General features: G+C 32.9%; 25 protein-coding genes and 1 other RNA gene. 18 read left to right on the top strand and 8 right to left on the bottom strand.

The features are described 5' to 3' along the window. The first annotated feature begins 22 nt into the window (after nt 1-22). From AC1EUV_RS09030 to AC1EUV_RS09005, 6 genes are all read left to right on the top strand, one after another. Entirely contained in the window at nt 23-532 is a 510-nt protein-coding gene (locus AC1EUV_RS09030) for an IS1096 element passenger TnpR family protein (RefSeq protein ID WP_480198370.1), read from the top strand. Between the two features lie 67 nt (nt 533-599). After that, nucleotides 600-1,499: an ABC transporter ATP-binding protein gene (locus AC1EUV_RS09025; protein WP_480198369.1), complete on the top strand. Its 900-nt coding sequence runs from the start codon at nt 600-602 to the stop codon at nt 1,497-1,499. A 6-nt stretch (nt 1,500-1,505) separates the two neighbouring features. Then, entirely contained in the window at nt 1,506-2,357 is an 852-nt protein-coding gene (locus AC1EUV_RS09020; protein ID WP_480198368.1) for an ABC transporter permease, read from the top strand. 162 nt (nt 2,358-2,519) lie between these two features. Then, entirely contained in the window at nt 2,520-4,508 is a 1,989-nt protein-coding gene (gene uvrB, locus AC1EUV_RS09015) for an excinuclease ABC subunit UvrB (RefSeq protein WP_480198367.1), read from the top strand. Between the two features lie 103 nt (nt 4,509-4,611). Further along, nucleotides 4,612-5,373 (top strand): hypothetical protein, encoded by a 762-nt coding sequence (locus tag AC1EUV_RS09010; protein ID WP_480198366.1) that lies wholly within the window; start codon nt 4,612-4,614, stop codon nt 5,371-5,373. A gap of 216 nt (nt 5,374-5,589) precedes the next feature. After that, complete coding sequence (locus tag AC1EUV_RS09005) at nt 5,590-6,633, top strand: SMP-30/gluconolactonase/LRE family protein (RefSeq protein WP_480198365.1); 1,044 nt, start codon at nt 5,590-5,592, stop codon at nt 6,631-6,633. Here AC1EUV_RS09005 and AC1EUV_RS09000 read toward each other — a convergent pair. After that, complete coding sequence (locus tag AC1EUV_RS09000; RefSeq protein WP_480198364.1) at nt 6,630-7,613, bottom strand: YceI family protein; 984 nt, start codon at nt 7,611-7,613, stop codon at nt 6,630-6,632. The two genes, AC1EUV_RS09005 and AC1EUV_RS09000, sit on opposite strands and share 4 nt — an antisense overlap. Before the next feature lie 204 nt (nt 7,614-7,817). On the opposite strand from AC1EUV_RS09000, the gene AC1EUV_RS08995 reads away from it, so the two are divergent. Genes AC1EUV_RS08995 through AC1EUV_RS08985 form a run of 3 tightly spaced genes read left to right on the top strand, consistent with a single transcriptional unit; the run spans nt 7,818 to nt 9,459 of the window. Then, entirely contained in the window at nt 7,818-8,525 is a 708-nt protein-coding gene (locus AC1EUV_RS08995; protein WP_480198363.1) for an SIMPL domain-containing protein, read from the top strand. A gap of 5 nt (nt 8,526-8,530) precedes the next feature. Beyond that, nucleotides 8,531-9,007 carry a hypothetical protein gene (locus AC1EUV_RS08990; RefSeq protein WP_480198362.1) on the top strand — a complete coding sequence of 159 codons (477 nt, stop codon included), beginning with the start codon at nt 8,531-8,533 and terminating at the stop codon, nt 9,005-9,007. After that, the gene (locus AC1EUV_RS08985; protein ID WP_480198361.1) at nt 9,007-9,459 is read left to right on the top strand and encodes a hypothetical protein; all 453 of its coding nucleotides are present in this window, start codon (nt 9,007-9,009) and stop codon (nt 9,457-9,459) included. The genes AC1EUV_RS08990 and AC1EUV_RS08985 overlap by 1 nt, the downstream gene beginning before the upstream one ends. 47 nt (nt 9,460-9,506) lie before the next feature. On the opposite strand, the gene fsa is transcribed toward AC1EUV_RS08985, so the two are convergent. From fsa to ffs, 3 genes are all read right to left on the bottom strand, one after another. Beyond that, nucleotides 9,507-10,160, bottom strand: a complete 654-nt coding sequence (gene fsa, locus AC1EUV_RS08980) for a fructose-6-phosphate aldolase (protein ID WP_480198360.1) — start codon at nt 10,158-10,160, stop codon at nt 9,507-9,509. An 86-nt stretch (nt 10,161-10,246) separates the two neighbouring features. Beyond that, on the bottom strand, nt 10,247-11,050 hold the full coding sequence (locus AC1EUV_RS08975; protein WP_480198359.1) for an SDR family oxidoreductase: 804 nt from the start codon (nt 11,048-11,050) through the stop codon (nt 10,247-10,249). Between the two features lie 81 nt (nt 11,051-11,131). Next, nucleotides 11,132-11,230: signal recognition particle sRNA small type (gene ffs, locus AC1EUV_RS08970), an RNA gene on the bottom strand. A 129-nt stretch (nt 11,231-11,359) separates the two neighbouring features. Between ffs and AC1EUV_RS08965 the strand changes: the two genes are divergently transcribed. The 9 genes from AC1EUV_RS08965 to AC1EUV_RS08925 all read left to right on the top strand — a co-directional run bounded on the left by AC1EUV_RS08965 (nt 11,360) and on the right by AC1EUV_RS08925 (nt 21,385). Further along, nucleotides 11,360-11,881 carry a DUF4199 domain-containing protein gene (locus tag AC1EUV_RS08965; protein ID WP_480198358.1) on the top strand — a complete coding sequence of 174 codons (522 nt, stop codon included), beginning with the start codon at nt 11,360-11,362 and terminating at the stop codon, nt 11,879-11,881. Between the two features lie 12 nt (nt 11,882-11,893). Beyond that, the gene (locus tag AC1EUV_RS08960; protein ID WP_480198357.1) at nt 11,894-12,841 is read left to right on the top strand and encodes a glycosyltransferase family 2 protein; all 948 of its coding nucleotides are present in this window, start codon (nt 11,894-11,896) and stop codon (nt 12,839-12,841) included. A gap of 61 nt (nt 12,842-12,902) precedes the next feature. Further along, nucleotides 12,903-14,621, top strand: coding sequence for a phospho-sugar mutase (locus AC1EUV_RS08955; protein ID WP_480198356.1), 1,719 nt, complete (start codon nt 12,903-12,905; stop codon nt 14,619-14,621). Next, entirely contained in the window at nt 14,621-16,447 is a 1,827-nt protein-coding gene (locus tag AC1EUV_RS08950; protein WP_480198355.1) for an ABC transporter ATP-binding protein, read from the top strand. Before AC1EUV_RS08955 ends, AC1EUV_RS08950 begins: the two co-directional genes overlap by 1 nt. Before the next feature lie 10 nt (nt 16,448-16,457). After that, nucleotides 16,458-17,090 carry an NAD(P)H-dependent oxidoreductase gene (locus AC1EUV_RS08945; protein ID WP_480198354.1) on the top strand — a complete coding sequence of 211 codons (633 nt, stop codon included), beginning with the start codon at nt 16,458-16,460 and terminating at the stop codon, nt 17,088-17,090. Nucleotides 17,091-17,097: 7 nt separating this feature from the next. Next, nucleotides 17,098-18,549 carry an aminoacyl-histidine dipeptidase gene (locus AC1EUV_RS08940; RefSeq protein WP_480198353.1) on the top strand — a complete coding sequence of 484 codons (1,452 nt, stop codon included), beginning with the start codon at nt 17,098-17,100 and terminating at the stop codon, nt 18,547-18,549. A gap of 52 nt (nt 18,550-18,601) precedes the next feature. Then, entirely contained in the window at nt 18,602-19,135 is a 534-nt protein-coding gene (locus tag AC1EUV_RS08935) for a lipocalin family protein (RefSeq protein WP_480198352.1), read from the top strand. Nucleotides 19,136-19,233: 98 nt separating this feature from the next. Next, the gene (locus AC1EUV_RS08930) at nt 19,234-20,838 is read left to right on the top strand and encodes a CTP synthase (protein WP_480198351.1); all 1,605 of its coding nucleotides are present in this window, start codon (nt 19,234-19,236) and stop codon (nt 20,836-20,838) included. A 79-nt stretch (nt 20,839-20,917) separates the two neighbouring features. After that, a complete protein-coding gene (locus AC1EUV_RS08925) occupies nt 20,918-21,385 on the top strand; it encodes a YciI family protein (RefSeq protein ID WP_480198350.1) in 468 nt (155 codons plus the stop codon). 28 nt (nt 21,386-21,413) lie between these two features. On the opposite strand, the gene bioB is transcribed toward AC1EUV_RS08925, so the two are convergent. The 4 genes from bioB to AC1EUV_RS08905 form a co-directional block, all read right to left on the bottom strand. Continuing rightward, nucleotides 21,414-22,511 carry a biotin synthase BioB gene (bioB, locus tag AC1EUV_RS08920; protein ID WP_480198349.1) on the bottom strand — a complete coding sequence of 366 codons (1,098 nt, stop codon included), beginning with the start codon at nt 22,509-22,511 and terminating at the stop codon, nt 21,414-21,416. 61 nt (nt 22,512-22,572) lie between these two features. Beyond that, nucleotides 22,573-24,000 carry a flotillin family protein gene (locus AC1EUV_RS08915; protein ID WP_480198348.1) on the bottom strand — a complete coding sequence of 476 codons (1,428 nt, stop codon included), beginning with the start codon at nt 23,998-24,000 and terminating at the stop codon, nt 22,573-22,575. Nucleotides 24,001-24,002: 2 nt separating this feature from the next. Then, nucleotides 24,003-24,575 (bottom strand): hypothetical protein, encoded by a 573-nt coding sequence (locus AC1EUV_RS08910; protein WP_480198347.1) that lies wholly within the window; start codon nt 24,573-24,575, stop codon nt 24,003-24,005. Between the two features lie 41 nt (nt 24,576-24,616). Continuing rightward, complete coding sequence (locus AC1EUV_RS08905) at nt 24,617-25,771, bottom strand: beta-ketoacyl synthase N-terminal-like domain-containing protein (RefSeq protein ID WP_480198346.1); 1,155 nt, start codon at nt 25,769-25,771, stop codon at nt 24,617-24,619. Nucleotides 25,772-25,775: the final 4 nt, after the last annotated feature.

The following is a 25,775-nucleotide window of genomic DNA, read 5'->3' as shown; positions in this document are numbered from 1 at the left end:
TGCACAGTATTTACAACTATTAATGGTATACAAATTACGCATCATATTAGACACCGAGCAAGACGTTATTCGCGAAATCGCTATTCATAAAAATGATTCGTTAGAAGATTTGCACAATGCAGTTACTAATGCCTTTGGTTTCGATGGATCGGAAATGGCTTCGTTCTTTACGACAGACGACAATTGGAATCAAGGTGAGGAGATTCCTCTATTCGATATGAGTGAAAATGGAGACGCTATCACCATGCAACACATCTTATTATCTGAAATTATAGATGAGGAAAAATCGAAGTTAATCTATGTGTATGATTTCTTTTCTATGTGGTCTTTCTTTGTTGAACTGGTAGATATTATAGATAACCTTAGTGAAAGTGAATTACCACTACTACTTCTTTCTCTTGGAAATGTACCAGATAAAGCTCCTGAAAAAGAATTTAAAAGCGAATTGGTTGATGATGTTTCTAATATTGTAGACAACGATATAAACATCGATGATTTTGACTTCGATAATTTCGATGAACTCATGAATTAATCGATTTTTTTGTTACAAAAGATTATTTTGGTCGTCATACTATACAACAACCAAAACGATCATACACTTGGAAACAATCTTATCCCTAAAAAATCTTGATAAAAAATTTGGATCTGTACATGCCGTAAATAACCTTTCTTTTGATATTAAAAAAGGAAATGTTTATGGTATTTTAGGGCCAAACGGAAGTGGGAAGTCTACCACTTTAGGCATCATTTTAAATGTAGTAAACCGCACTTCTGGTGATTTCAGTTGGTTCGATGGAAACATCTCAACGCATGAAGCACTTAAAAAAGTTGGAGCTATTATAGAGCGCCCTAATTTTTACCCATACATGACAGCAAGTCAAAATTTAAAACTGATTTGCAAGATTAAGGGAGTGTCTTATGATAAGATTGATGAAAAATTAAAGGTTGTTAATCTTTATGAAAGAAAAGATAGTAAGTTTAAAACCTATTCTTTAGGAATGAAACAACGTTTAGCCATTGCTTCGGCCCTGCTAAACAATCCTGAAATATTAATTCTCGATGAACCAACAAACGGATTAGATCCTCAAGGTATTCATGAGATCAGAAAAATCATTAAAGAAATTGCAAGCAATGGTACTACTATTTTATTGGCTTCACATTTATTAGATGAAGTTGAAAAGGTGTGTTCTCATGTAGTTGTTATCCGTAAAGGAGTCAAATTATATGATGGTAGAGTTGACGAGATAGTAGCCACAAGCGGTTTTTTTGAATTGAATACTGACGGAGATGAAAACAAATTAAAAGAATTGTTAGAGCAACATGCATCAATAAGTTCTGTAAAGCAAGATGAAGGAAAGATCATAGCGACTTTAAACGAAGAATTATCAGCTACAGACATCAATGCTTATTTATTTAAAAATGGTATTACACTTTCTCATTTAGTAAAGCGTAAACCAAGCTTAGAGCAACAATTCTTAACCTTAACCAACAACAACTAATCAATCATGTTACGTCTTTTAAATATAGAATTTCATAAACTAAAACATAACAGAGCCAGCAAAGTTCTGTCTATTATCTATTTTGCTCTACTGACTTCAATTGCATTAATTGCTGCGATTAAGTTTGATATTGGCCCAGTACAATTTCACTTGGCAGATCAAGGTATTTTCAACTTTCCATACATCTGGCATTTTAACAGCTTTGTGGCAGCCGGTTTTAAGTTCTTTTTATTACTGGTAATTGTCTCTATGATGGCTAACGAGTACAGCAACAAAACCTTAAAACAGAACTTAATAGATGGGTTAAGTAAAAAAGAATTTATTCTATCTAAATTTTATACGGTATTAGTATTTGCTGCTGTTTCTACCGTATTTGTATTTGTAGTTTCTTTAATTTTAGGATATGCATATTCAGATTATAATGAATTTAGTATTGTATTTTCTGATTTAGAATATCTATTAGCGTTCTTTATAAAATTAGTTGGGTTCTTTTCTTTTGGGCTCTTTATGGGTATTTTGGTAAAACGTTCTGCTTTTGCCGTCGGAGGTATCTTAGTTTGGTTTATTTTAGAAAGTATTTTAAAAGGATTTCTTTTCTGGAAATTTAGAGATACTGGCTTCGATAGTATCACTGAAAAAGTGAATCAATTTATGCAGTTTCTACCATTAGAGTCTATGGCTAATTTAATCAAAGAACCATTTACCAGATTAAATGCTGTACAAAGTGTTGCCAAACAAGTAGGCGAAGATTTGTCTAAAGACTTTTCAGTTCATTTTACTGATGTTCTTATCGTCTCTTTTTGGACATTCCTTTTCATCTATTTATCGTATAGACTACTTAAGAGGAGAGATTTATAGTTTAGAAAAATCTTTTCAGTTTGAGTGGAATTGCGATAGCAATTTTGCATCAAAAACAGAAGATTTCTCGATATAATTTTTCTTAGAAAAATCACTCAAATTGATATAAAGTTTGTTTTTATTCTGAATTAAAATCAACACAAATTACCGTATTTTTGTAGGATGCAGTTTAAACTAGAATCAGACTTTAAACCTACAGGAGATCAGCCACAAGCTATTGAGCAGATTAGTAACGAAGTTTTATCCGGTGAACGTTATCAAACCTTATTAGGAGTAACGGGCTCAGGTAAAACATTTACGGTGGCAAATGTGGTACAAAATATTCAACGACCAACTTTGGTTCTAGCACATAATAAAACGTTGGCTGCACAATTGTATTCTGAGTTCAAACAATTCTTTCCGAACAACGCAGTAGAATATTTTGTTTCGTATTATGATTATTATCAACCAGAAGCTTATATACCCGTTTCTGGAACATACATAGAAAAAGATCTATCAATAAATGATGATATAGAACGAATGCGATTAAGCACTACTTCTTCCCTCCTTTCTGGTAGGCGTGATGTACTGGTAGTAGCATCGGTTTCTTGTTTATATGGTATTGGTAATCCGATAGAGTTTAAAAAGAATGTTATTTCTATTGAAGTCGATCAAAAATTAGCCAGAACAAAATTCTTGCACCAATTGGTTCAAAGCTTGTATTCTAGAACTGATTTTGAGATTAAAAGCGGCACATTTAAAGTAAAAGGTGATACCATTACCATCTTTCCATCTTATGGAGATTATGGTTATCGCGTACACTTCTTTGGTGATGAGATAGAAGAAATTGAAAGTTTCGATATTGTCAACAATAAGATTATTGAGAAATATGAAAAACTCAATATTTACCCTGCAAATCTATTTGTGACTTCTCCAGATGTATTACAAAATGCCATCCATCAGATTCAGGAAGATTTAGTAAAACAAGTAGATTATTATAAAGAAATTGGAAAGCATTTAGAAGCTAAACGTCTTAAAGAACGAACCGAATTCGATTTAGAAATGATTCGCGAATTGGGTTATTGCTCTGGTATAGAAAATTATTCACGTTACCTTGATGGAAGAGAAGCAGGCACCAGACCTTTCTGTTTATTAGATTATTTTCCGGATGATTATTTAATGGTTATAGATGAAAGTCATGTAACCATACCTCAAACACATGCTATGTATGGTGGTGATCGTTCTCGCAAGGAAAATTTGGTAGAATATGGTTTTAGATTACCAGCTGCCATGGATAATCGTCCATTAAAATTTGAAGAATTTGAAGCTATACAAAATCAAGTGATTTATGTGAGTGCTACGCCTGCAGATTATGAGTTGCAAAAAACAGAAGGTATCTTTGTAGAGCAAATTATTCGCCCAACTGGGTTACTAGATCCCGTGATTGATGTACGCCCAAGTTTAAATCAGATAGATGATTTAATTGAAGAAATACAAGTACGTGTAGAAAAAGACGAACGCACCTTGGTGACTACACTTACTAAACGAATGGCGGAAGAACTGACAAAATATCTAAGCAGGATTCAGATTCGTTGCCGTTATATTCATAGTGATGTAGATACGCTTGAGCGTGTAGAAATTATGCAAGACCTCCGAAAAGGGTTGTTCGACGTGCTGATTGGGGTAAATCTTCTACGCGAAGGTTTAGACTTACCAGAGGTTTCTTTAGTTGCCATTTTAGATGCTGATAAAGAAGGTTTTTTACGTAGCCACAGATCATTAACGCAAACAGTGGGCAGAGCTGCGCGAAATGTAAATGGTAGAGCAATCATGTATGCAGATAAAGTTACAAGAAGTATGCAATTGACCATTGATGAAACCAATCGTCGTCGCGAAAAACAAGTCGCTTATAATACCGAACATAATATCACGCCTACTCAGATTAAAAAGAATATTGATGAGAGTCTAACCAAGAATAACATCACCTCTTTTCATTACGACTCTGCGGTATTAAAAGCTGCGGAGCAAGATTTAGAATATTTACCAAAACCAGAAATTGAAAAACGTGTTAGGGATCGCCAAAAACTAATGGAAGAAGCAGCTAAGGCACTTGACTTTATTGCTGCCGCTCAATTGCGAGATGAGATTAAAGTACTGCGAGAACAATTATAGTTTAACTTGATTCTTAATTCCTTTTCGGCTAACTTCGCTTATCGATTGATATAGTTCATTAAAACGAAGCCATATCTAAACATTGTTGTACACAATTATTAGTATGAAAAATCTCTTACTTGCATTATTAATTGTAAACTTAGGATATGGACAATCCTCCCTTACCAAAAAGGACATTGAAATTTGTACTCAATTAACGCTTCTGAATGTTAATGAAAAGGATAAAAAATCTTTTAAAAACAATCTAAAAATCATAGCAGATAGAGCCAAAGAGTTCAAAATTGATTATAATTATGATTGGCTAACTTATGAATCTGAGAAGGGTGAATTCTTGTTAGTTAATTTTAGCGATGACCTGAATAGCATACTTACGTTAAGTGATTATCGAAAAGTTTTTGCAAGCGCTAATTCTAGTGAGTTATTTGATTACGTCATAGAAAATCTTTCAAAGCTTGATATAAGTATTAAGTTCAACTATACCAAGGAAATGATTCTACCATGGAGCACTGTTGCAGAAATGTCAGTTTCTGAATTTCCATATGCCGAAATGATAGAATATGAACTTCGTTCATTATCATTAGATAAAATAGACAAGGTTCTAAGAAAATTCTCAAAACTGCTGCTAGATTCTAACTATCCTTTCCCACTTGAAGCCAGTAGAGGATCAATAGGTGGATACGGAAAAATAACGCTGGTATGGTTCTATCCTGATGCGAGTAATTTTGATGGAATGGATACTCCTAAAAATTGGATGAAAAATAATGGAAAGTTAGAAGAATATGAAGGCCTATTGAATGAAATCATCGGCCTATCCGAAAACAGAAGGACTTTTAAACTTAGTTATCAAAAAGAACTTGGCAACTAGTTAATAAAAGTGTACAACAACATGTATAGCTCATTGCTTCGGATTTTCCCTTCGGAAAATCACTCGCAAAAGAACTATCGCCAGTTTTATTTATTAAATTAGGTGCTAAACCTAACGCAACGCACCATACACCAAACGATAAGCGAAATTCCAAATCCTCAACCTAATTTTAACTTAGATATAAAATAAGTAAATTGTAACTTTTTATAATTTCTTATGAAGCTCTTCAAAAAAATAACACTACTTCTTTTAGTGCTACTACTTGGCTTTGTTGCCCATATTTTTATTTCAACAGGTTTTTTTAGAACTATAGAACCTAAGTTTCAAGGTGAAATAGTAAAACGAATTCCAATTGCAGGTGCAGAAGACATTACTGTAAGTGTTGTTGATAGCTTCGCTATTGTTTCAGCAACTGCAAGACAATCCTTACCCAGAGCTAAAGAAGAATTTGGAGGTTTGTATTATTTAGATTTAAAGACCAAGGATTATAAACCAATACATTTAACTTCCAATTTTAAAAAACCTTTCGCTCCACATGGTATTTCTATGGCTAAGATAGATAGTGCCTATAAAATAATGGCTGTCAATCACACACCTACAGGGCATTCGATTGAGGTTTTTAAACTCATCGGTCAGTATTTAGAATTTATCGAAACGCTTGAGCATTCTTCAATGATAAGTCCAAATGATATTGTGTTAATTGATAACAATCGTTTCTATTTTACCAATGACCATAAATACACTAAAGGTTTAGGTCAATTAATCGAAGATTATGGTGGCTTAAATATATCTAATGTTATTTATTTTGATGGAAAAAATTATACAGAAGTAGCCGATGGAATTTCGTACGCCAATGGTATTAATTATGATGGTAAAAGAAACTTACTATTTGTAGCCTCGCCTCGCAAGTTCTTGGTAAAAGTATACAAAAGAAATACTGATGGGTCACTAGAATTTATTGAAAATATTGATTGCGATACTGGTATCGATAATATAGAATTTGATACTGAAGGTAATTTATGGATAGGTGCACACCCTAATCTATTGCGTTTTGCTTCGTATGCAAAAGGAAAAAAGGAGACTTCGCCATCAGAAATCATTAAAATAAACTACAGAAAAAAAGGAGATTATACAATTGAACAAATCTATGTCGAAGACGGTAGCGAAATGTCTGCTTCTACTGTGGCAGCCCCTTTTGGAAACCTCATCTTAACTGGTAATGTTATGGATGATGAGTTCTTAATTTTAGAAAGAAATTAATTCTCTTTTAAATGCCTAAAAATTTCGTTGGCGTTTTGGTTATTTGAATCTTTTTCTAGTGCTTTTTTATAATATATTTTTGCTTGCTCTAAATCACCAGAAGCAGCTAAAGCTTCTGCATAAGAATCATATGAATTGCCTTCATTTGGAAATGATTTTATATTCTCTTTAAAAACAGCTAGTGCATCATCATTTTTATCTTCGTAAAGTAATATATAACCTACCATAGATAGAACATTAGAGCGTAATTTTATCTCTGCATCTGCCTTCATTTGACTATATAGTGTAAGTCCTTCTTTAACACCTTTTTCAGAGATTACTTTATAAATTTTTGACTGTGGTCTATTCTCTTTTCTTACCCAATTTTTAGCATTTCTTAACTTAACCTGTTTACCTAAAACACTTAATTCAATTTTAACTTCATCAGCAACACCGGCAATACCTTCTTTTAGTGCACTCCACCTTTTACCTTCAATTCCAAAATCAGTTCTATCAATAATGGTCTCACCAGAAAGGATTACTTGCAAATCACCTCTTGTATCTTTAAGAACACCAGAAGCAGGATTCATTTTAAAAATTACCTCTTTAGTTACTTCTTTAATAGTAAGGTCACCAATTATTTCAAATCCAGTATCAGTAGATTTTGACATCATACTTTTAAATGTAATCAATGGAAATTTTTCTGCATTAAACCATTGCTCTGATTTTAGATCTTTATCTCTCCAATTATTATCTGTATCAATTGAATTAACATCTATGGCTATAGAAATTGAGATTTTAGAAATATTATCTTGATCATATCGAAATGTACCATTAAACTTTTCAAAATTGCCTTTTACCTTGGCATATCCCATATATTTTGAAGTAAACTCAATATAGGAATGTGAATTTTCTATAGGATAAAACTCATTAATATTAAAATCTTCCTTCTGTGAATGTACCGTTAAAACAGTTAGTAATAAAATTATAATTCTAAACATTATTTGGATTTTATAATTAATTTCTTAAAATTAACTTTTACGCATTGAGGTTTGTAATAATAAAATGTTAAACTTTAATATACAGCACTTTAAAACAATATCATAGTCGCATATATTTTTGTAGAAATCCATAAAAACTATTGTAAAAGAATTGTATCTTGTTTTACTCTTTTCAAGGAACATTCTGACTTAAAAATTAGCATTATGAAAAACAGCAACTGGATTCTAGCACTTTTACTTTCAACAGCTATAATTATAGCTGGTTACTTTATAGGTAATATGCATAAAACAGGTAAAAAATATGATCGTTATGTACAAGTAAAGGGGTTGTCTGAACGTGAGGTGTCAGCTGATCTTGCTGTTTGGCCAATGAATATTACCCTTACTGGAAATGATCTTAGAACCTTGAAAAGTGAGATCGAAAGACAAAATGACGAAGTTTATAATTTCTTTATCAATCAAGGTTTTGATAAAAGTGAGCTAACAAAAGGTATTGCCACTATTAATGATGCACGTGCTAATATTTATAATAATAATCAAAATACTAGGTATCGTTATTTAGCAAAGTCTGAGTTTACAGTTAGAACTAGTAATGTAGAAAAATTACAAGAAGCTTTAGCAGAATCTTTAGACCTAATTACTAAAGATATTTTATTGAGTTCAAAAAATACATGGAGACCTATTGAATATATTTTTACTGGGTTAAATGAATTAAAGCCATCTATGATTGAAGAAGCAACAAAAAATGCACGTGACGTTGCTGAAAAATTTGCTCAAGATTCTAATTCTAAGGTTGGCGAAATTAGAAAAGCTAGACAAGGTTTATTTACCATAAATGATCGAGATCAAAATACTCCCGAAATAAAAATTGTAAGAGTAGTTTCTACCATAGACTTTCAACTCGAAGATTAAATCTTATGAAAGCAGCTACAGTAAAAGAACTAAAAACTGCACTAAACCACCAAACAAAAGAGCAGTTGTTAGAACTATGTTTAAGGCTTTCTCGTTTTAAAAAAGAAAATAAAGAATTACTTACCTACTTACTTTTTGAATCTGATAGTGAAGCTGGCTATATTGAAAGTGTAAAACAAGAAATTGATGAGCAATTTAAATTAATTAATACTAGTAGTTATTTCTATATTAAAAAGAGTGTTCGCAAAATATTACGAATGGCAAAAAAATATATTCGCTATTCTAAAAAGAAAGAAACTGAAGTCGAAATACTACTTCACTTCTGTGAAGTTCTAAAAAATATGAAACCCTCAATAGCTAGGAATCAGACATTGCAAAATATTCTAAATCGTCAACTACTATTAATTAAAAAAATAGTGGTTACACTTCACGAAGATTTACAATACGATTATGAGTTAGAACTAAAACAAATAGAAAGTTAATGTTTTTAGAAAAAGAATTAACCGAGATTTCGCAACTTATAGAGAAAGCTTCTGTAAGTAATGAATCGGTTTCAAAAAAAGGAATCGATTGGCATTTGGATCATTCATTAAAAGTGATTATTGGCGTACCTAAAGCACTTAAAAAATCTGATCCTATTAATTATAAATCAAATTTTAATTTTTGGCGTCTTGTAGTTTTCTCATTGAACTGGATTCCAAGAGGGAAAGGCAAAGCACCAAAACGTGTTAGATCTTTTGATGAGATTAAACCTGAGGACCTAACTTCACAACTTACTGAAGCTAAAGAACAGTTAGCAAGTATTAAAGGCCTAAATTCTAAAAGTAATTTTAAGCATCCTTATTTTGGCATTCTTAATTTAGATCAAACAAAGAAATTTTTAAGATTACATACTGAACATCATTTAAAAATTTGTAGAGACATTTTAAAATAAAAAAATCCCGCTTCCAGCGGGATTTTCATTTGTCTATTCAAAAAGACCTAATTTCCTTTATTATAATCTGCTAAGAATTTAGCTAAGCCTATATCAGTTAATGGGTGTTTTAACAATCCGTCTATTGCTTTTAATGGTCCAGTCATAACGTCAGCGCCAATTTTAGCGCAATCCATAATATGCATTGTATGTCGAACAGAAGCTGCCAAAATTTGAGTTTCAAATCCGTAATTATCATAAATTAAACGAATCTCTTGTATTAAACCTAAACCATCTGTAGACACATCATCTAAGCGACCAATAAAAGGGGACATATAGGTAGCTCCGGCTTTAGCAGCTAACAATGCTTGTCCCGCAGAAAAGACTAAGGTAACATTGGTTTTAATTCCTTTATCAGAAAAATATTTGCATGCTTTTACACCATCTTTAATCATTGGTATTTTTACAACAATTTGTGGATGTAATTGCGCAAGAGCCTCTCCTTCTTTAATCATTCCTTCGTAATCGGTTGCAATAACTTCTGCACTAACATCACCATCAACTATTTCACAAATAGCTTTATAATGATTCATAATATTAGCCTCGCCAGTTATACCTTCTTTAGCCATTAATGAAGGATTTGTAGTTACACCATCTAGAATACCCATATCTTGAGCTTCTCTAATCTGGTCTAAATTAGCTGTGTCTATAAAAAATTTCATTGTGTTGTTTTAAGTTGAGCAAATATACTTTTCAGAAAAAATAGATGCTAATAGATAACGTAGATTTTATTAACATGTTTTACAAGCTATAACTTGTAATGATTCATTAGTAATTTTTCGTAAACCTTGTCGGGAAGGATTCGTTTTAACGTAATTGAAAATTTTTGCATAAAAGTACCTACCTTATAATGTACTTTAGGATTCTTAGTATTAATGATCTTATAAACCATTTTAGCCATTTCGTTAGGGTTCATACCCGAATCTACATGCATATCCATTAATGTTAAATTTTCAGCATACTTTTCTTTGTATGCAGAATCATCAAAAACAGGTGTATAATAGCGCCCAGCAGCAATATTTGTTGCGAAATCACCAGGAGCAATATTTGTTATTTCAATTCCAAATTGTTTCACTTCCATACGTATCGCTTCGGTTACCAATTCTAATGCTCCTTTAGTGGCAGAATAAATTCCCCGAAAGGGCAAACCCATATAGCCTGCAATAGAAGTAACATTTAGTATGAGCCCAGATTGTTGCTTTCGCATCTGAGGCAATACAGCTTTCATCACTTCAATGGCACCAAAAAAATTAGTTTCAAAAACCTTTCGCATTTCTTCTGTAGGTGTATCTTCTATAGGACCGGTAATACCCATACCCGCATTATTTACCAATACATCTAAGCGACCTTCAGTAGAAATTATACTATCTACTGCTTCATCTATAGATTTAACATTAGTCACATCTAAAGCCAACATATTGATTTTAGTATCTTTAAATTTATCAGGATTACGGCTAGTACCATAAACTTTCATTCCCTTATCATAGAGAAACTCAGCAATACTTTTACCAATACCCGAAGAAGCACCTGTAATTAAAACTACTTTAGACATGTATAAATTGTTTAAGCAAATGTAACAAAATGAAGTTTTGTGTTACTAACTAATCGAAGTTTAGAATTTTTTGTAAACAAAAAATGGCAAGCGACCTACATCACACCGCTACGACCTAATACCTTTGCTGCATTCCTGCCCTGGAGGATTCAAAGGGAGCTGGTTGTGTAGGACTTGCCGCTGCAAATTTACAACCAATTTCTAATTTTCCTATAGTTTTTGCACTTTTTTAAACAACTCTTTAAGTGTAAAAATTAAGTGCCTAGCGCTTAAATAATTATATTTGTTTAACTCAAAAAATTTAACTCAATGGAAGATCAACAAAACCCAACAAAAAAAATCGCTCTAAACTACGGACTCTATCTTGGAGTCATTTCTATACTAATAGGCGTTATTCGTTATGCCTTAGGTATGCAATATGACAATGATATGCCTTTTGGCATATTAAGTTTAGTAATTATGATAGTAATTATAGTTCTAGGTATTAAGAAATATAAGGAATTAAACAGTGGTCTTTTAACTCTAGGACAAGGATTAAAAACCGGTATTGGAATAGCTTTAATTGGTGGCGTAATCGGCATAATTTATACCATGATTTTTATGTCAGTAATAGAGCCAGATTTTATGGCACAAAAACTAGAAATGGCTAGAGAAGAAATGTTTAACAATCCTAGTTTCTCTGAAGAACAAATTGATAATGCCATAGAAATGCAAGAGAAATTCTCATCTCCAGGAATGATTGCTGCTTTTGGCATGTTGTGGACAATATTTCTTGGTTTTGTTATATCTTTGATCTCTTCTGCGATAATGCAGAAAAAAGAAGAATACTAAACCGAAAAATATATGGACATATCGGTAGTTATCCCACTACTTAATGAAGAAGAATCTTTACAAGAATTACATGATTGGATTGCACGTGTTATGCAGTCCAATCAGTTTTTATATGAAATAATTTTCATAGATGATGGCAGTACAGATAATTCTTGGCAAGTTATAGTAGAACTATCTCATCAGAATACGAATGTAAAAGGAATTCGATTTCAAAAAAATTATGGTAAATCGCAAGCATTGCATGCAGGTTTTAAAGAAGTTCAAGGTAATGTGGTTATTACAATGGATGCTGATTTGCAAGATAGCCCAGACGAAATCCCTGAACTTTATGATTTAGTTGCTAAAGAAGATTACGATCTTATTTCTGGTTGGAAGAAAAAACGATATGATTCTAAAATAAGAAAAAATCTACCGTCAAAATTATTTAATGCTGCCGCCAGAAAAACCTCTGGTTTACATTTACATGACTTTAATTGCGGCTTAAAAGCATATAAAAAAGAAGTGGTAAAAAATGTAGATGTTTACGGTGAAATGCATCGCTACATTCCTGTACTAGCTAAAAATGAAGGTTTTAAAAAAATAGACGAAAAAATAGTACAGCACCAGGCTCGTAAATATGGAGTTACCAAGTTTGGTATGGATCGTTTTATAAATGGCTTTTTAGACCTTATATCTATTTGGTTTCTCTCACGTTTTGGCAAACGCCCAATGCATTTATTTGGCTTACTAGGTAGTTTAATGTTTATTATCGGATTTTTATTTGCCTTGTATTTGGGTATAGACAAACTAGTTCTAAATCCGTCGGGCAGATTAATAACTCAACGACCTCAGTTTTATATTGCTTTAGTGGCAATGCTTTTAGGTACACAGTTATTTTTAGCTGGATTTTTAGGTGAACTTATTCTAAGAAGTAAACGAGATAATGATCGTTATAAAATAAGTAATACCATTAATTTATAGATTTCTTGAATATCTAAATTAGTATCTTTGTTCCTAACAATTATTAGGAGTAAAATATTTTATGGAAAAGAACACTATTTTAGAAAAGGCCAATAAATGGCTTGACCCTACTTTTGATGATAACACTCAGCAAGAAATTAAAACATTAATTGCTAACGATTCAGACGATCTTGTAGATCGTTTTTATAAAGATCTTGAATTTGGCACAGGTGGCATGCGTGGTGTTATGGGTGCCGGTATAAACAGGATTAATAATTACACTTTAGGAAAAGCAACACAAGGCCTTTCAAATTATTTACATAAAAGTTTTCCTGATAAAGTATTAAAAGCTGTTATAGCTTATGATTGTCGTCATAATAGTAAAGAATATGCAAAGGTTGTAGCAAGTATTTTTTCAGCTAATAATATAAAAGTCTTTTTATTTGAAGATTTAAGACCAACACCAGAGCTTTCGTTTTCAGTACGTCATTTAGGGTGCGATATTGGTATTGTATTGACTGCCTCGCACAACCCGCCAGAATATAATGGATATAAAGTTTATTGGAACGATGGTGGGCAAATTGTACCTCCACAAGATGGTGAAATTATTGCAGAAGTAGCTGCTTTAGATTTTTCTGAAATTAACTTCAATGCTAAGGAAGACTTAATTGAAACAATTGGTAAAAAAATAGATTCTGAATTTATTAAAGCATCGGTAGAAAATACCAATTTTAACATATCTAACAAAGATAATTTGTCAGTAGTTTTTACACCTTTGCATGGCACTTCTGTTATGTCAATTCCTCAAGCATTAAAGAAAGCTGGATTTTCTAAGGTAACTATTGTAAAAGAACAGAAGAAACCTAATGGAAATTTTCCAACAGTAAAGTCACCGAATCCAGAAGAGCCTGAAGCCTTAAAAATGGCATTAGATTTAGCTGAGAAAATAAACGCAGACATAGTAATTGGTACTGATCCTGACTCAGATCGTTTAGGTATTGCCGTTAGAGACCTTAATAATAACATGGTTCTCCTTAATGGGAATCAAACCATGAGTGTTATGACTGATTTTTTAATCAAACAATGGTACGAAAGTGGAAAATTAAATGGGAGTCAATTTGTTGGATCTACTATTGTATCTACAGATTTGGTCAAAGCCATTGCTAAAAGTTATAATGTTGAAACCAAAGTTGGCTTAACAGGTTTTAAATGGATTGCTAAAATGATCCGTGATTACGATCAGATGGAATTTATTGGTGGCGGTGAAGAAAGTTTCGGCTATATGGTAGGTGATTTTATACGCGATAAAGATGCGGTTACAGCCACCTTATTAGCGTGCAATATTGCTGCTAATGCAAAAAATAATAATTCTACTTTCTATAAAGAGTTATTAAACCTTTATTTAAAACATGGTTTTTATAAAGAGCATTTAGTATCATTTGTAAAAAAAGGAGCTAATGGTGCGCAAGAAATTCAGCAGATGATGGCAAAAATGCGTAAAAATCCTATTACAAAAATTGATGGTTCAAAAGTTGAGTTTGTTTATGACTATCAAACTTCTATCTGCCAAAATTTGTCAACTGGTAAAAAAACTGACATAGACCTGCCAAAATCGAATGTTCTTATCTACCAAACCGAAGATGGTACCAAAGTTGCAGCCAGACCTAGTGGAACTGAACCTAAAATTAAATTTTATTTTAGTGTCAATCTTCAACTAGATGATTTAGACCAAGTAATGCCAACAGAACGATTACTAGATCAAAAGATTGAACGCATTATTAAAGAACTGAAGTTATATTAATGAACTACTTTAAAAAGATAATCCGCTTTGCACTTCCTTACAAAGTATATGGTATTTTGAATATTGTTTGTAATATTTTCTATGCATTATTTAGCGCTCTATCTTTTATGGTCCTTATGCCTTTACTGCAAGTTATTTTTAAAAAAGATGTAGAAAAAATTACTGAAAAACCTGTTTTTCAAGGAATAACAAATGCTGGTGATTATTTTAAAGATATTATGAATTATTATATCACCGATATTGCTGGTGATGACAAATCAAAAGCACTTATTGTAGTTATAGTTTTGGTAATAGCGGTATTCTTATTAAAGAATATTTTTAATTACCTAGCCATGTATTTTATTACATTTTTACGAAATGGTGTTTTAAAAGATCTTCGTAATGAATTGTACCATAAAACAGTAGCATTGCCTCTCTCCTATTTTTCTGAAAAAAGAAAAGGAGATATTATGGCACGCATTGGTACAGATGTTTTAGAGATACAGCATTCTTTTTTATCAATCTTAGAATTGATATTTAGAGAACCTTTAACTATTATCTTCACTATCATTTTTATGCTTACTATAAGTGTAAAATTGACCTTATTTGTCTTTATTTTTATACCAGTTTCAGGTTTTTTGATTTCTTTAATAGGCAAGAGCTTAAAAAAAAGATCTGATAAAGTTCAAAAAGAGCAAGGCTATTTTTTATCATTACTTGAAGAAACTTTAGGAGGTTTACGAATTATAAAAGGATTTAATGCAGAAGGGAAGTTCAACGCTAAGTTTAAAGAATCCACTCAACGTTTCAATAAGTTTTCCAATAGCTTACTAAATAGAACTAACCTCGCTAAGCCTACCAGTGAATTTTTGGGTATAGCAGTTATTGCTGTATTACTTTGGTATGGTGGTACTCTTGTGCTAGTTGAAAAATCTCTAGACGGCGAAGCATTCTTAGCTTATATGGGATTAGCTTATAATATTTTAACTCCTGCTAAGGCTATATCAAAGGCATCATATAGCGTTAAACAAGGTAATGCAGCGGCTGAGCGAGTTTTAGAAATAATTGAAACCGAAAACCCTTTAAAAGATAAACCGAATGCAATTGAGAAAACTAGTTTTGATAAAGACATTCAGTTTAAAAACATCTCTTTTAAATATGAAGATGAGTATGTTTTAGATGAATTTTCCTTAACTATCACTAAAGGAAAAATGGTTGCATTGGTTGGTCAATCTGGTAGTGGTAAATCTACTTTAGCAAATTTAATCACCAGGTTTTATGACATCAATAAAGGTGAAATATTAATTGATGGAGTAGATATTAGAGAACTAACTAAAGCTTCCCTTAGAAATCAGATGGGCATTGTAACACAAGATGCAATTTTATTTAATGATACCGTAAAAAACAATATACTTTTAGGAGTTGAGTTTGCAACAGATGAAGAAATTATAGCTGCATTAAAAATTGCCAATGCTTGGGAATTTGTAAAAGATTTACCAAATGGTATCGATACTAATATTGGAGATAGCGGTAACAAACTTTCAGGTGGGCAAAAACAGCGATTAAGTATTGCTAGGGCTGTGTTGAAAAATCCACCAATAATGATTTTAGATGAAGCTACATCAGCTTTAGATACAGAATCTGAACGATTGGTTCAAGATGCTTTAGAGAAAATGATGAAAAATAGAACTTCGGTAGTTATTGCACATAGATTATCAACCATTCAAAAAGCCGATACAATTGTTGTTATGCAAAAAGGAAAAATAGTAGAACAAGGCGAGCATGATGAATTATTAGCCCAAAATGGCATCTACAAAAAGCTTGTAGAAATGCAATCCCTTGCATAAAAATTAAAAGATGAATATTATAGAAAGTTTAGAATGGCGTTATGCTTGTAAAAAGTTTGATATAGAAAAAATAGTCTCTGAAGAAAAAATTGAGTTACTAATCCAGGCTTTTAATCTTACCGCTACTTCATTCGGACTGCAACCACTTAAATTGTTAGTCATAAAAAATAAAAAACTTCAAAAGCAACTTGTTGAGTATTCATTTAATCAAAAGCAAGTATACAATGCTTCACACTTATTTATTATTTGTATTCAAGATTATTTTACCCTAGATGATATTGATTCGTATTTCGATTTAGAAAAAAAAATAAGAGGAACCTCAGAAGAAATTTTAAAACCTTATCGCGAACAGCTTAAAGATTTATTCTCTAATAAATCTACCATAGAGAAACAAAAATCAGCCATTAATCAAGCATATATAACTTTAGGTAATTTAATGACTGTATGTGCATTAGAAAAAATAGATGCTTGCCCCATGGAAGGATTTATTGCTCAAAAATATGACGACATCTTAAATCTTAAAGAGCAAAACCTTAAATCCGTTTTATTATTACCTATAGGATATAGAGCAAGTGATGATTTTATGAGCACCTTAAAAAAGGTTAGAAAGCCTATTAATCAAACTGTTATAAAAATTCAATAACCGAACTATGAATTCTGAAATAAGAAACTTAGAACCATCTAGATTATGGAACAATTTTGCTGACTTAAATGCTGTTCCTCGTGCTTCAAAAAAAGAAGAACGTGTGATTCAATTTATGGTTGATTTTGGCAATAAATTAGGTTTAGAAACACTCGTCGATAGTGTGGGTAATGTTATTGTAAAAAAACCAGCCACTAAAGGCATGGAGAACCGAAAAACGATCGTAATGCAGTCGCATTTAGATATGGTACATCAAAAAAATAATGATACAACTTTCGATTTTGACTCTCAAGGTATTGAAATGATGATAGATGCAGATTGGGTAAAAGCAAACGGTACAACACTTGGAGCAGATAATGGTTTAGGTGTTGCTACTATTATGGCTATACTAGAATCTAATGATATTGAACATTCAGCAATCGAAGCATTATTTACGATTGATGAAGAAACGGGAATGACAGGGGCAATGGGATTAGAAGGTGGTTTGCTTGAAGGTGAAATACTTTTAAATTTAGACACTGAAGATGATGATGAAATCGGTGTAGGTTGTGCTGGGGGCATAGATATTACAGCAACAAAATCATACAATACCCAAACAACTCCTGATGATGTTTCAGCTTATAAAATAACTGTAAAAGGGTTGCAAGGTGGGCATTCCGGCATGGATATTCATAAAGATTTTGGTAATGCTAATAAAATGATGAATCGCATTTTATTTGCGTTAAATGACTTGATGAATATATCTGAGATTGATGGTGGTGGTTTACGTAATGCTATCCCAAGGGAGAGCAATGCTATTATAACAACTAATAATCCTGAAGTTTTAGAAGAAGAATTTTATGTAATAGCAAAAGCTATTATAGAAGAGTATAGTGATATTGAAAATGATATCGAAATATTATTAGAAGAGTGCATTTCACCGTCTACTATCATATCTAAAAAAGAGCAGATTAACTTATTGAGAGCTGTTTACACCACTCATAATGGTGTTTTTAGAATGAGTCCTGATATTGAAGATTTGGTAGAAACTTCTAATAATGTTGCTAGAGTTTTAGTGAAAGATGGTGAAATAAAAATACTTTGTTTAACTCGGAGTTCTGTTGAATCAGGTAAAATGAATTTGGCTAACGCCATAAAATCAGGGTTTGAATTAGCGGGATTCAATGTAGAACTTTCTGGCTCGTACCCGGGTTGGAAGCCAAATCCAAACTCACCAATATTAAAAGTACTTAAAAATATCTACACAGATCTATTTAATGAACAGCCAAATGTTTTAGCTTGCCACGCAGGTCTTGAATGTGGTATTTTAGGAACAAATTATCCTGAAATGGACATGATTTCTTTTGGGCCAACTATTAAAGGGGCGCATTCTCCTGATGAACGGGCAAGTATTAGCTCATCACAAAAATATTGGAAATACGTTTTAGAAATTCTGAAGAATATTCCTGTAAAAGAGTAAATAAAATCTACTTTTTCACGTTTGGTTATAAATCAAACATAAAATTATCAAAATGAAAAAGTTTAAAAGATCTTTAGTGTTTATTTGTTTATTGCTATTTTTTGTCTCTTGTAGTGACGATGAAACAATAGGTGTTGATGCCACAAACAATCAGCTAGTTGGTACTTGGAAATTAACAGAAATAACTCAAGAAGGTACTACCACTACAGATTTACAGGGTGTCCCAATTACTTCAAACTTTACATCCGAAGGTAAAAATATAAACGCTCAAGTAGTTTTTACTCAAAATCCGAATAATTTTACGAGCTCTGGTAGTTATATTAGTGTTGTTACCATAACCATATTAGGTCAGGGTACGACTCAAGAAATCCCTGTACAAATAAGTGATTTTTTGAATGAAGGTACTTGGTCAATAAACGGATCTGAATTAACGGTAATACAAAATAGTGAAACGCAAATAGCAACAATAACAGAAATCAATGACACAACTTTAAAATTTGAAGTTGAAGTAAATCAAGAAGTTGTTGTACAAGGTATTACAAGTACAACTGAAACAACAGCAAAAATGTCTTTAACCAAGCAATAATATTATTTAGTTACATTAATTAAAAAGAGGAATTTTTTCCTCTTTTTTTTATTTGCCAGAATTTTTAGACTTCGTACTTTTGGCAAAACCTAATAGCAATGAAAAACACCAAATACGTTTTCGTTACCGGAGGCGTAACTTCATCACTCGGCAAGGGTATTATAGCTGCATCTTTGGCTAAATTATTACAAGAACGAGGTTTCTCTGTTACTATTCAAAAATTAGATCCTTATATTAATATTGATCCAGGCACTTTGAATCCTTACGAGCATGGAGAGTGTTTTGTAACTGATGATGGTGCAGAAACCGATCTCGATCTGGGTCATTATGAGCGCTTCTTGAATATTCCTACATCTCAAGCTAATAACGTAACTACTGGTAGAATTTATCAAACCGTAATTAACCGAGAACGTAAAGGTGATTATTTAGGAAAGACTGTTCAGGTAATCCCTCATATTACGGACGAGATTAAGCGTCGTATTCAATTAATAGGTAATACTGGTGAATATGACATTGTGATTACCGAAATTGGCGGTACCGTTGGTGATATCGAATCATTGCCATATGTAGAATCTGTTCGTCAATTACAATGGGAATTAGGCGAAGAAAATGCTATTGTCATCCATTTAACCTTAGTCCCCTATTTAGCTGCCGCTGGAGAATTAAAAACAAAACCAACGCAACATTCAGTCAAAATGTTAATGCAAAGCGGTGTTAGCCCTAATGTTTTAGTATGTAGAACTGAGCATAAAATCTCAGAAGATATAAAAAGAAAACTGGCTTTATTTTGCAATGTTAAGCAGAAAGATGTAATTCAATCACTTGATGCAGAAACTATTTACGATGTTCCAAACTTAATGTTCGATGAAGGTTTGGATAAAGTGGTTCTCGATAAATTAAAGCTATCTTCAGAAAATAAGCCAACATTAAATGCTTGGAATAGTTTTTTAGATAAACATAAAAACCCTAAACATACTGTAGAAATAGGCTTGGTAGGTAAATATGTAGAATTGCATGATGCCTATAAGTCGATTTCAGAAGCTTTTATTCATGCCGGTGCAGCAAATGAAGTAAAAGTTAATTTACATTGGATTCATTCTGAAAATGTAACAATACAACAGCTCGAAAATCTTGATGGCGTTTTGGTAGCTCCAGGTTTTGGTGAGCGCGGTATTGAAGGAAAAATTGATGCCATAAAATATATAAGAGAACATAATATTCCATTTTTAGGTATTTGTTTAGGTATGCAAATGGCTGTCATAGAGTTTGCACGTAACATCTTAGGATTACAAGAAGCCAATTCGACCGAAATGGTAGATGCTACAGAACATCCTGTTATTAATTTAATGGAAGAGCAAAAAACCATTACAAATATGGGTGGTACCATGCGTTTAGGTGCCTGGGATTGTAAACTAGATAAAGATTCAAAAGTTTATGATGCATATGGTGAGGACATGATAAGTGAGCGCCACAGACATCGTTATGAATTCAATAATGAATACCTAGAACAACTTACAAATGCAGGTATGAAAATTACAGGCGTAAACCCAAAAACAGGTCTAGTAGAAATTATAGAATTACCAGATCATCCTTGGTTCGTAGGTGTTCAATATCATCCAGAATATAAGAGTACTGTATTGAATCCACATCCCTTGTTTATTTCGTTTGTAGAAGCATCTTTAAAACATAAGAAGTCACAATAATTTGACATTCTGAGTTTTATTTTTTCTTTAACACTCTTAAAAAGCATAAAATTTTATATTTGTGATAAACTCACAAATCATGAAAAGAATTTTACTTACTTTTTCTCTAATTGCATTGCTTTCTTTTAATTCATTTGCTCAGGCTGATTCTACGATTACTTCGGATTTTGATGAAGCACTTGCCAAAGAAATGCAAGCAGATGATTATGGTATGCGTAAATATGTAATGGCATTTTTAAAAGCAGGACCAAATAGAACAAAAGACAAAGAAAAAGCAACAAAATTACAAGCTGCTCATATGGAAAATATTGGTCGTTTAGCTAAAGAAGGTAAGTTGGCTATTGCCGGACCTTTTCTAGATAATGGTGAATTACGTGGTATCTATATTTTTAATGTAGAATCTGTTGAAGAAGCTAAAAAATTAACAGAAACTGACCCAGCAATAAAAGCAGGTAGTTTGGTGATGGAATTACACCCTTGGTATGGCTCTGCGGCCTTGGGCTTAGTAAATAAATACCATGATAAGATTTCTAAAGTAAAAATGTAATAAAAAAGAGACCTTTTCGGTCTCTTTTTTATTTTATCAATTCTTTCGCTCTTAATTTAGCCTCTTCATTGCGATCTATATTATGCTCAGGTCGTGTCCATTTTGGTTTTTCTCCTAAATCTTTATATTGAGAATCTTTAGCTTCTACCGTTTCTGGTTGCATCTTTTTTATAAATGGTTTTTGAGGGTTTAAACCAAGTAGCTTAAACATTTCCATGTCTTCATTTACGTCTGGGTTTGGTGTAGTTAGCAACTTATCTCCAGCAAAAATAGAGTTAGCACCCGCAAAAAAACACATGGCTTGCCCTTCTCTACTCATTTCAGTTCTACCAGCACTCAAACGAACTTGTGTTTCTGGCATAACAATTCTAGTAGTGGCTACCATTCTAATCATTTCCCAAATTGAAACTGGTTCTTGATCTTCTAAAGGTGTACCTTCCACAGCCACTAATGCATTTATAGGTACAGATTCTGGTTGTGGATTCAATGTTGCTAAAGCAACCAACATTCCAGCTCTATCCTCTTCTTTTTCTCCCATACCAATAATACCACCACTACAAACAGTAACATTCGTTTTTCGAACGTTATCTATGGTTTCTAATCTATCCTCGTAACCTCGTGTAGAAATTACTTCCTTATAATATTCTTCTGAAGAATCTAAATTATGATTGTAGGCATATAAGCCAGCCTCTGCTAAACGCTGTGCTTGATTTTCAGTAACCATTCCCAAAGTACAACAAACTTCCATATCAAGCTTGTTAATTGTACGAACCATTTCTAGCACTTGATCGAATTCTGGGCCATCTTTTACATTACGCCACGCTGCACCCATACAAACTCTAGAACTTCCTGAAGCTTTTGCTCTTAATGCCTGCGCTTTTACATGAGAAACGGTCATTAGATCATTACCTTCTATATCAGTATGATAACGAGCTGCTTGTGGACAATAACCACAATCTTCTGGACAACCTCCTGTTTTTATTGATAATAAAGTTGACACTTGAACCGTATTCGGATCATGGTGCTCTCTATGAATGGTAGCTGCTTCATAAAGCAATTCCATTAGAGGTTTATTATAAATTTCAAGGATTTCTTCTTTTGTCCAGTTATGTCTAGTAACGCTCATATAATTGAGTTAATTTTAGGCCAAAAGTAAAAAATTCCGCCTTAGCAGCGGAATTTTTAAATTACTTTTTATCTTCAAATTTAGAATCTGATTCTTTATCTTTTGGTTTCGCTTCTTTTTGAGCATCTTTCCCTTTAAGATATTCTGGTAAATCCATTCCAGCCATGTTAAACATTTCTTGTAAAGGTGGCACCGCCTTATACATACCTGAAATAAAATTAGATGTAGATGTTTTACCATCTTTAGCGTTACCGTTTTCCCAAACAGTTACTTTATCTATCTTAATATTCTTAATGGCTTCCGCTTGTGTTTTTACAAGCTCAGGCAATTTGTCTGCTATCAATAATAAAACGGCATCCTTAGAATTATTTCCAGCGGCTTTTACAATTTGATCTAAACCTTCTGCTTGTTTTGTTAATACCTCATATAAACCTTGTGCTTCTGCCTGGGCTTTAAATAGTATGGCATCAGCCTCACCTTTTGCTCTTCTACGTATCATTTCTGCTTCGGCTTCAGCATCGATTTCTACTTTATTTTTATCTATTTGCGCAGGTACAATAATATCTGCTGTTTGAGAAGCACGTTCGCGTTCTGCTCTTGCTGCTTCGGCAATCTGCTCAGCAGCATAGGCTTCTTCTAAAGCTTTTGCAGCTTGTACTTTTTCGGAGGCAATCGCAACTCTTTCAGCTTCAGCTTCTCTTTGACGACGCAAAGAGTCAGAGTTTGCTACAGCAATTTTAGCCGTATTTTCACCTTCAACTGCCTGAGCATCAGCGGCTGCAACTTGTGTACGCTGATCTTGAACGGCATTGGCTTCACCAATAGAACCATCTCTGTTTTTCTCTGCTACCGATTTACGAGCAGCGTTGATAGCGTGTGCGGCTGCTTCTTTACCAAGTGCCTCAATATAACCTGACTCATCAACAATATCTGTAATATTAACGTTGATAAGTTTTAAACCAACTTTTTTTAATTCTGATTCAACACTTTGAGAAATATTTGCTAAGAATTTATCTCTATCAGCATTGATCTCTTCAATATCCATCGAAGCAACCACTAAACGCAACTGACCGAAAATAATCTCTTTCGCTAATTCTTGTATTTCTGGCAAGCCTAATCCTAACAAACGTTCAGCAGCATTTTGCATAATTCCAGGCTCTGTAGAAACACCAATGGTAAATCTTGATGGTACATTCACACGAATATTTTGCTTACTTAAAGCATTCACAAGATTTACTTCAATAGACATAGGTGTTAAGTCTAAATATTCATAATCTTGAATAACTGGCATAATAAAAGCAGCACCACCATGAATACATTTGGCAGATTGACCGCCACCTACTTTACCATAAACTACTAGAATCCTGTCTGACGGACATCTTTTGTAACGTCTTATTAAGACAATAAAGAATAAGAAAATAAATAAGACTCCAAAGATTAATGCGAGCGGGAGTCCAAATTGGCTCGCTTGTAAGGCAATGTTTAGCATGATTATTGATTTAATGGTTCTACAATTAAAATTCCGTTATCAGTTACTTCTTTTACTTTAATGACAGTACCTGACTTTAGGTCTTCCTTGGCGTCAGTTAAAGCTTCAAGTTCTCTTAGCGATCCTTGAATTCTTACATGTGCTTTACCCATTTTAGAGCGATTAGCACCTATAGTAAGATAAACTTCTCCAACAGCATCCATAGCATTATTAAAATCTAGGGTTCCACTATCATTTAATTTTCGCATATAATAAAACATGGCAGCCATTATTGTCATCATTACTAATCCGCAAAGAATAGAAATAACTATTGTTAGGGGCATTGAAAGGCCTGCATCAATACAAGCGATTCCACTCCATCCAAAAATGGTAAAGAAGCCTACCAAATTTTTGAATGTAATAAATTGAAATCCCATACCTGTATCACCATCTACTTCAGCATCCACATCTAAATCATCAGCATCACTTCCTAAAAATGTCATAATCAACGTGATAATAAAAATAGCAGATCCTAAAAGTGCGACAATCCAGTAAATTTTGGGAAAGAGACTTAATTCAGAAAACCATTCTGGCATAGTGAGTTGTTTTTTGGTTAATGATATTATAAATATAAAAATTATTTCGACAACAAAACACTTACAGCATTTCCGCCGAAACCAACAGCATTGACCAATACTTTTCGGATGGTTTTTGGTTGATTTTGTGTTTTGGTGTATGGCGCTTCTACAACTTTTTGGTGTTGCAACATTAGGACGGCCAGTTCTAAACTTAATAAGCCTGAAGCACCTAACGTGTGGCCTAGTTTCCACTTATTAGTTGTCAAAAAAGGAATTTTGTTACAAAATACTTTTTCAATAGCTCTAAATTCTGCTAAATCACCTTTAATTGTTCCTGGGGTGTGAGTAACGATAACATTAACTTCTTCCTTCGAAAAATCACCCAATGCCATTTTCATAGAACGCTGAAAACAATCTGCTTCAGTTGAGAGTGAAGCATTATGCTCTAAAACTTCTGTTGCATAACCGATACCTTCAACAACAGCTAAGGCATTTTGTCTTTTACCTTTCTCTAAACACGCAACCGATGCTCCTTCACCAAGAATCATTGTATTACTTCCCTTGTCTAAGTCTAAAGCTCTACATGGATACTCTTTATTTTCTTTTGCATAAATTTTTAGAGCCTGCATTTGAGCTATAGTGAATGGCGTTAGTGGTGCTTCGCTACCACCTACTAGAAACTTATCTGTCATTCCGGAATTTAACCAAGCAATTCCATTTAGCAACGCATGCAAAGCTGTTGAACAAGTAATAGAATGTGAAATTTCAGGTCCACGAGTTTGCAAATCGTGTGCAACCCAAGAAGAAATATTACCTAACGTTGTTGTTGGTGAACTTAACGTTGATGACTTTCCTTCTTTTAAAAATTCTTTATGATAATTTTCAAACAATGAAGTAGCTCCTCTAGATGAACCTATGTTTATTCCAAAATTATCAGATGCATTCCATCCAGCTTTTTTTATAGCTTCTCTCGAAGCGAACAAAGCGTATAAAACCGAATCATCGAGATCTCTATATTTTGAATTCGAATTTTTTAATTCATCAATTTTGTTCTTTGATAAGGTTGAGAGCGCTGCTACAAGAACTTCTTTATCAAGAATTCTTTTCTTAGAAAAAAAGTGATTATCATTTTGATAATTTTTCCAAATATCAGCTACAAAATCTCCTAAAGGAGAAATTGAAGAAATTGCTGTAATAGAAATTGGTTCTTTCATAAAC

Source organism: Maritimimonas sp. 2304DJ26-3 (assembly GCF_056591635.1).
Note: the sequence above shows the minus strand (reverse complement) of the source record. Positions and strands in the feature narration are given on the sequence as shown.

Bases quoted from the DNA above. Each gene is read 5' to 3' on its own strand.
- AC1EUV_RS08985 (WP_480198361.1), top strand. From the start codon at position 9,007: ATGTTTTTAGAAAAAGAATTAACCGAGATTTCGCAACTTATAGAGAAA.
- bioB (WP_480198349.1), bottom strand. From the start codon at position 22,511: ATGAGCGTTACTAGACATAACTGGACAAAAGAAGAAATCCTTGAAATT.
- AC1EUV_RS08925 (WP_480198350.1), top strand. From the start codon at position 20,918: ATGAAAAGAATTTTACTTACTTTTTCTCTAATTGCATTGCTTTCTTTT.
- AC1EUV_RS08965 (WP_480198358.1), top strand. From the start codon at position 11,360: ATGGAAGATCAACAAAACCCAACAAAAAAAATCGCTCTAAACTACGGA.
- AC1EUV_RS08930 (WP_480198351.1), top strand. From the start codon at position 19,234: ATGAAAAACACCAAATACGTTTTCGTTACCGGAGGCGTAACTTCATCA.
- AC1EUV_RS09030 (WP_480198370.1), top strand. From the start codon at position 23: ATGGTATACAAATTACGCATCATATTAGACACCGAGCAAGACGTTATT.
- AC1EUV_RS09020 (WP_480198368.1), top strand. From the start codon at position 1,506: ATGTTACGTCTTTTAAATATAGAATTTCATAAACTAAAACATAACAGA.
- AC1EUV_RS08940 (WP_480198353.1), top strand. From the start codon at position 17,098: ATGAATTCTGAAATAAGAAACTTAGAACCATCTAGATTATGGAACAAT.
- AC1EUV_RS08955 (WP_480198356.1), top strand. From the start codon at position 12,903: ATGGAAAAGAACACTATTTTAGAAAAGGCCAATAAATGGCTTGACCCT.
- AC1EUV_RS08915 (WP_480198348.1), bottom strand. From the start codon at position 24,000: ATGCTAAACATTGCCTTACAAGCGAGCCAATTTGGACTCCCGCTCGCA.
- AC1EUV_RS08975 (WP_480198359.1), bottom strand. From the start codon at position 11,050: ATGTCTAAAGTAGTTTTAATTACAGGTGCTTCTTCGGGTATTGGTAAA.
- AC1EUV_RS09000 (WP_480198364.1), bottom strand. From the start codon at position 7,613: ATGTTTAGAATTATAATTTTATTACTAACTGTTTTAACGGTACATTCA.
- AC1EUV_RS08990 (WP_480198362.1), top strand. From the start codon at position 8,531: ATGAAAGCAGCTACAGTAAAAGAACTAAAAACTGCACTAAACCACCAA.
- AC1EUV_RS08910 (WP_480198347.1), bottom strand. From the start codon at position 24,575: ATGCCAGAATGGTTTTCTGAATTAAGTCTCTTTCCCAAAATTTACTGG.
- AC1EUV_RS08905 (WP_480198346.1), bottom strand. From the start codon at position 25,771: ATGAAAGAACCAATTTCTATTACAGCAATTTCTTCAATTTCTCCTTTA.
- AC1EUV_RS08945 (WP_480198354.1), top strand. From the start codon at position 16,458: ATGAATATTATAGAAAGTTTAGAATGGCGTTATGCTTGTAAAAAGTTT.
- AC1EUV_RS08960 (WP_480198357.1), top strand. From the start codon at position 11,894: ATGGACATATCGGTAGTTATCCCACTACTTAATGAAGAAGAATCTTTA.
- AC1EUV_RS08950 (WP_480198355.1), top strand. From the start codon at position 14,621: ATGAACTACTTTAAAAAGATAATCCGCTTTGCACTTCCTTACAAAGTA.
- AC1EUV_RS08995 (WP_480198363.1), top strand. From the start codon at position 7,818: ATGAAAAACAGCAACTGGATTCTAGCACTTTTACTTTCAACAGCTATA.
- uvrB (WP_480198367.1), top strand. From the start codon at position 2,520: ATGCAGTTTAAACTAGAATCAGACTTTAAACCTACAGGAGATCAGCCA.
- AC1EUV_RS08935 (WP_480198352.1), top strand. From the start codon at position 18,602: ATGAAAAAGTTTAAAAGATCTTTAGTGTTTATTTGTTTATTGCTATTT.
- AC1EUV_RS09010 (WP_480198366.1), top strand. From the start codon at position 4,612: ATGAAAAATCTCTTACTTGCATTATTAATTGTAAACTTAGGATATGGA.
- fsa (WP_480198360.1), bottom strand. From the start codon at position 10,160: ATGAAATTTTTTATAGACACAGCTAATTTAGACCAGATTAGAGAAGCT.
- AC1EUV_RS09005 (WP_480198365.1), top strand. From the start codon at position 5,590: ATGAAGCTCTTCAAAAAAATAACACTACTTCTTTTAGTGCTACTACTT.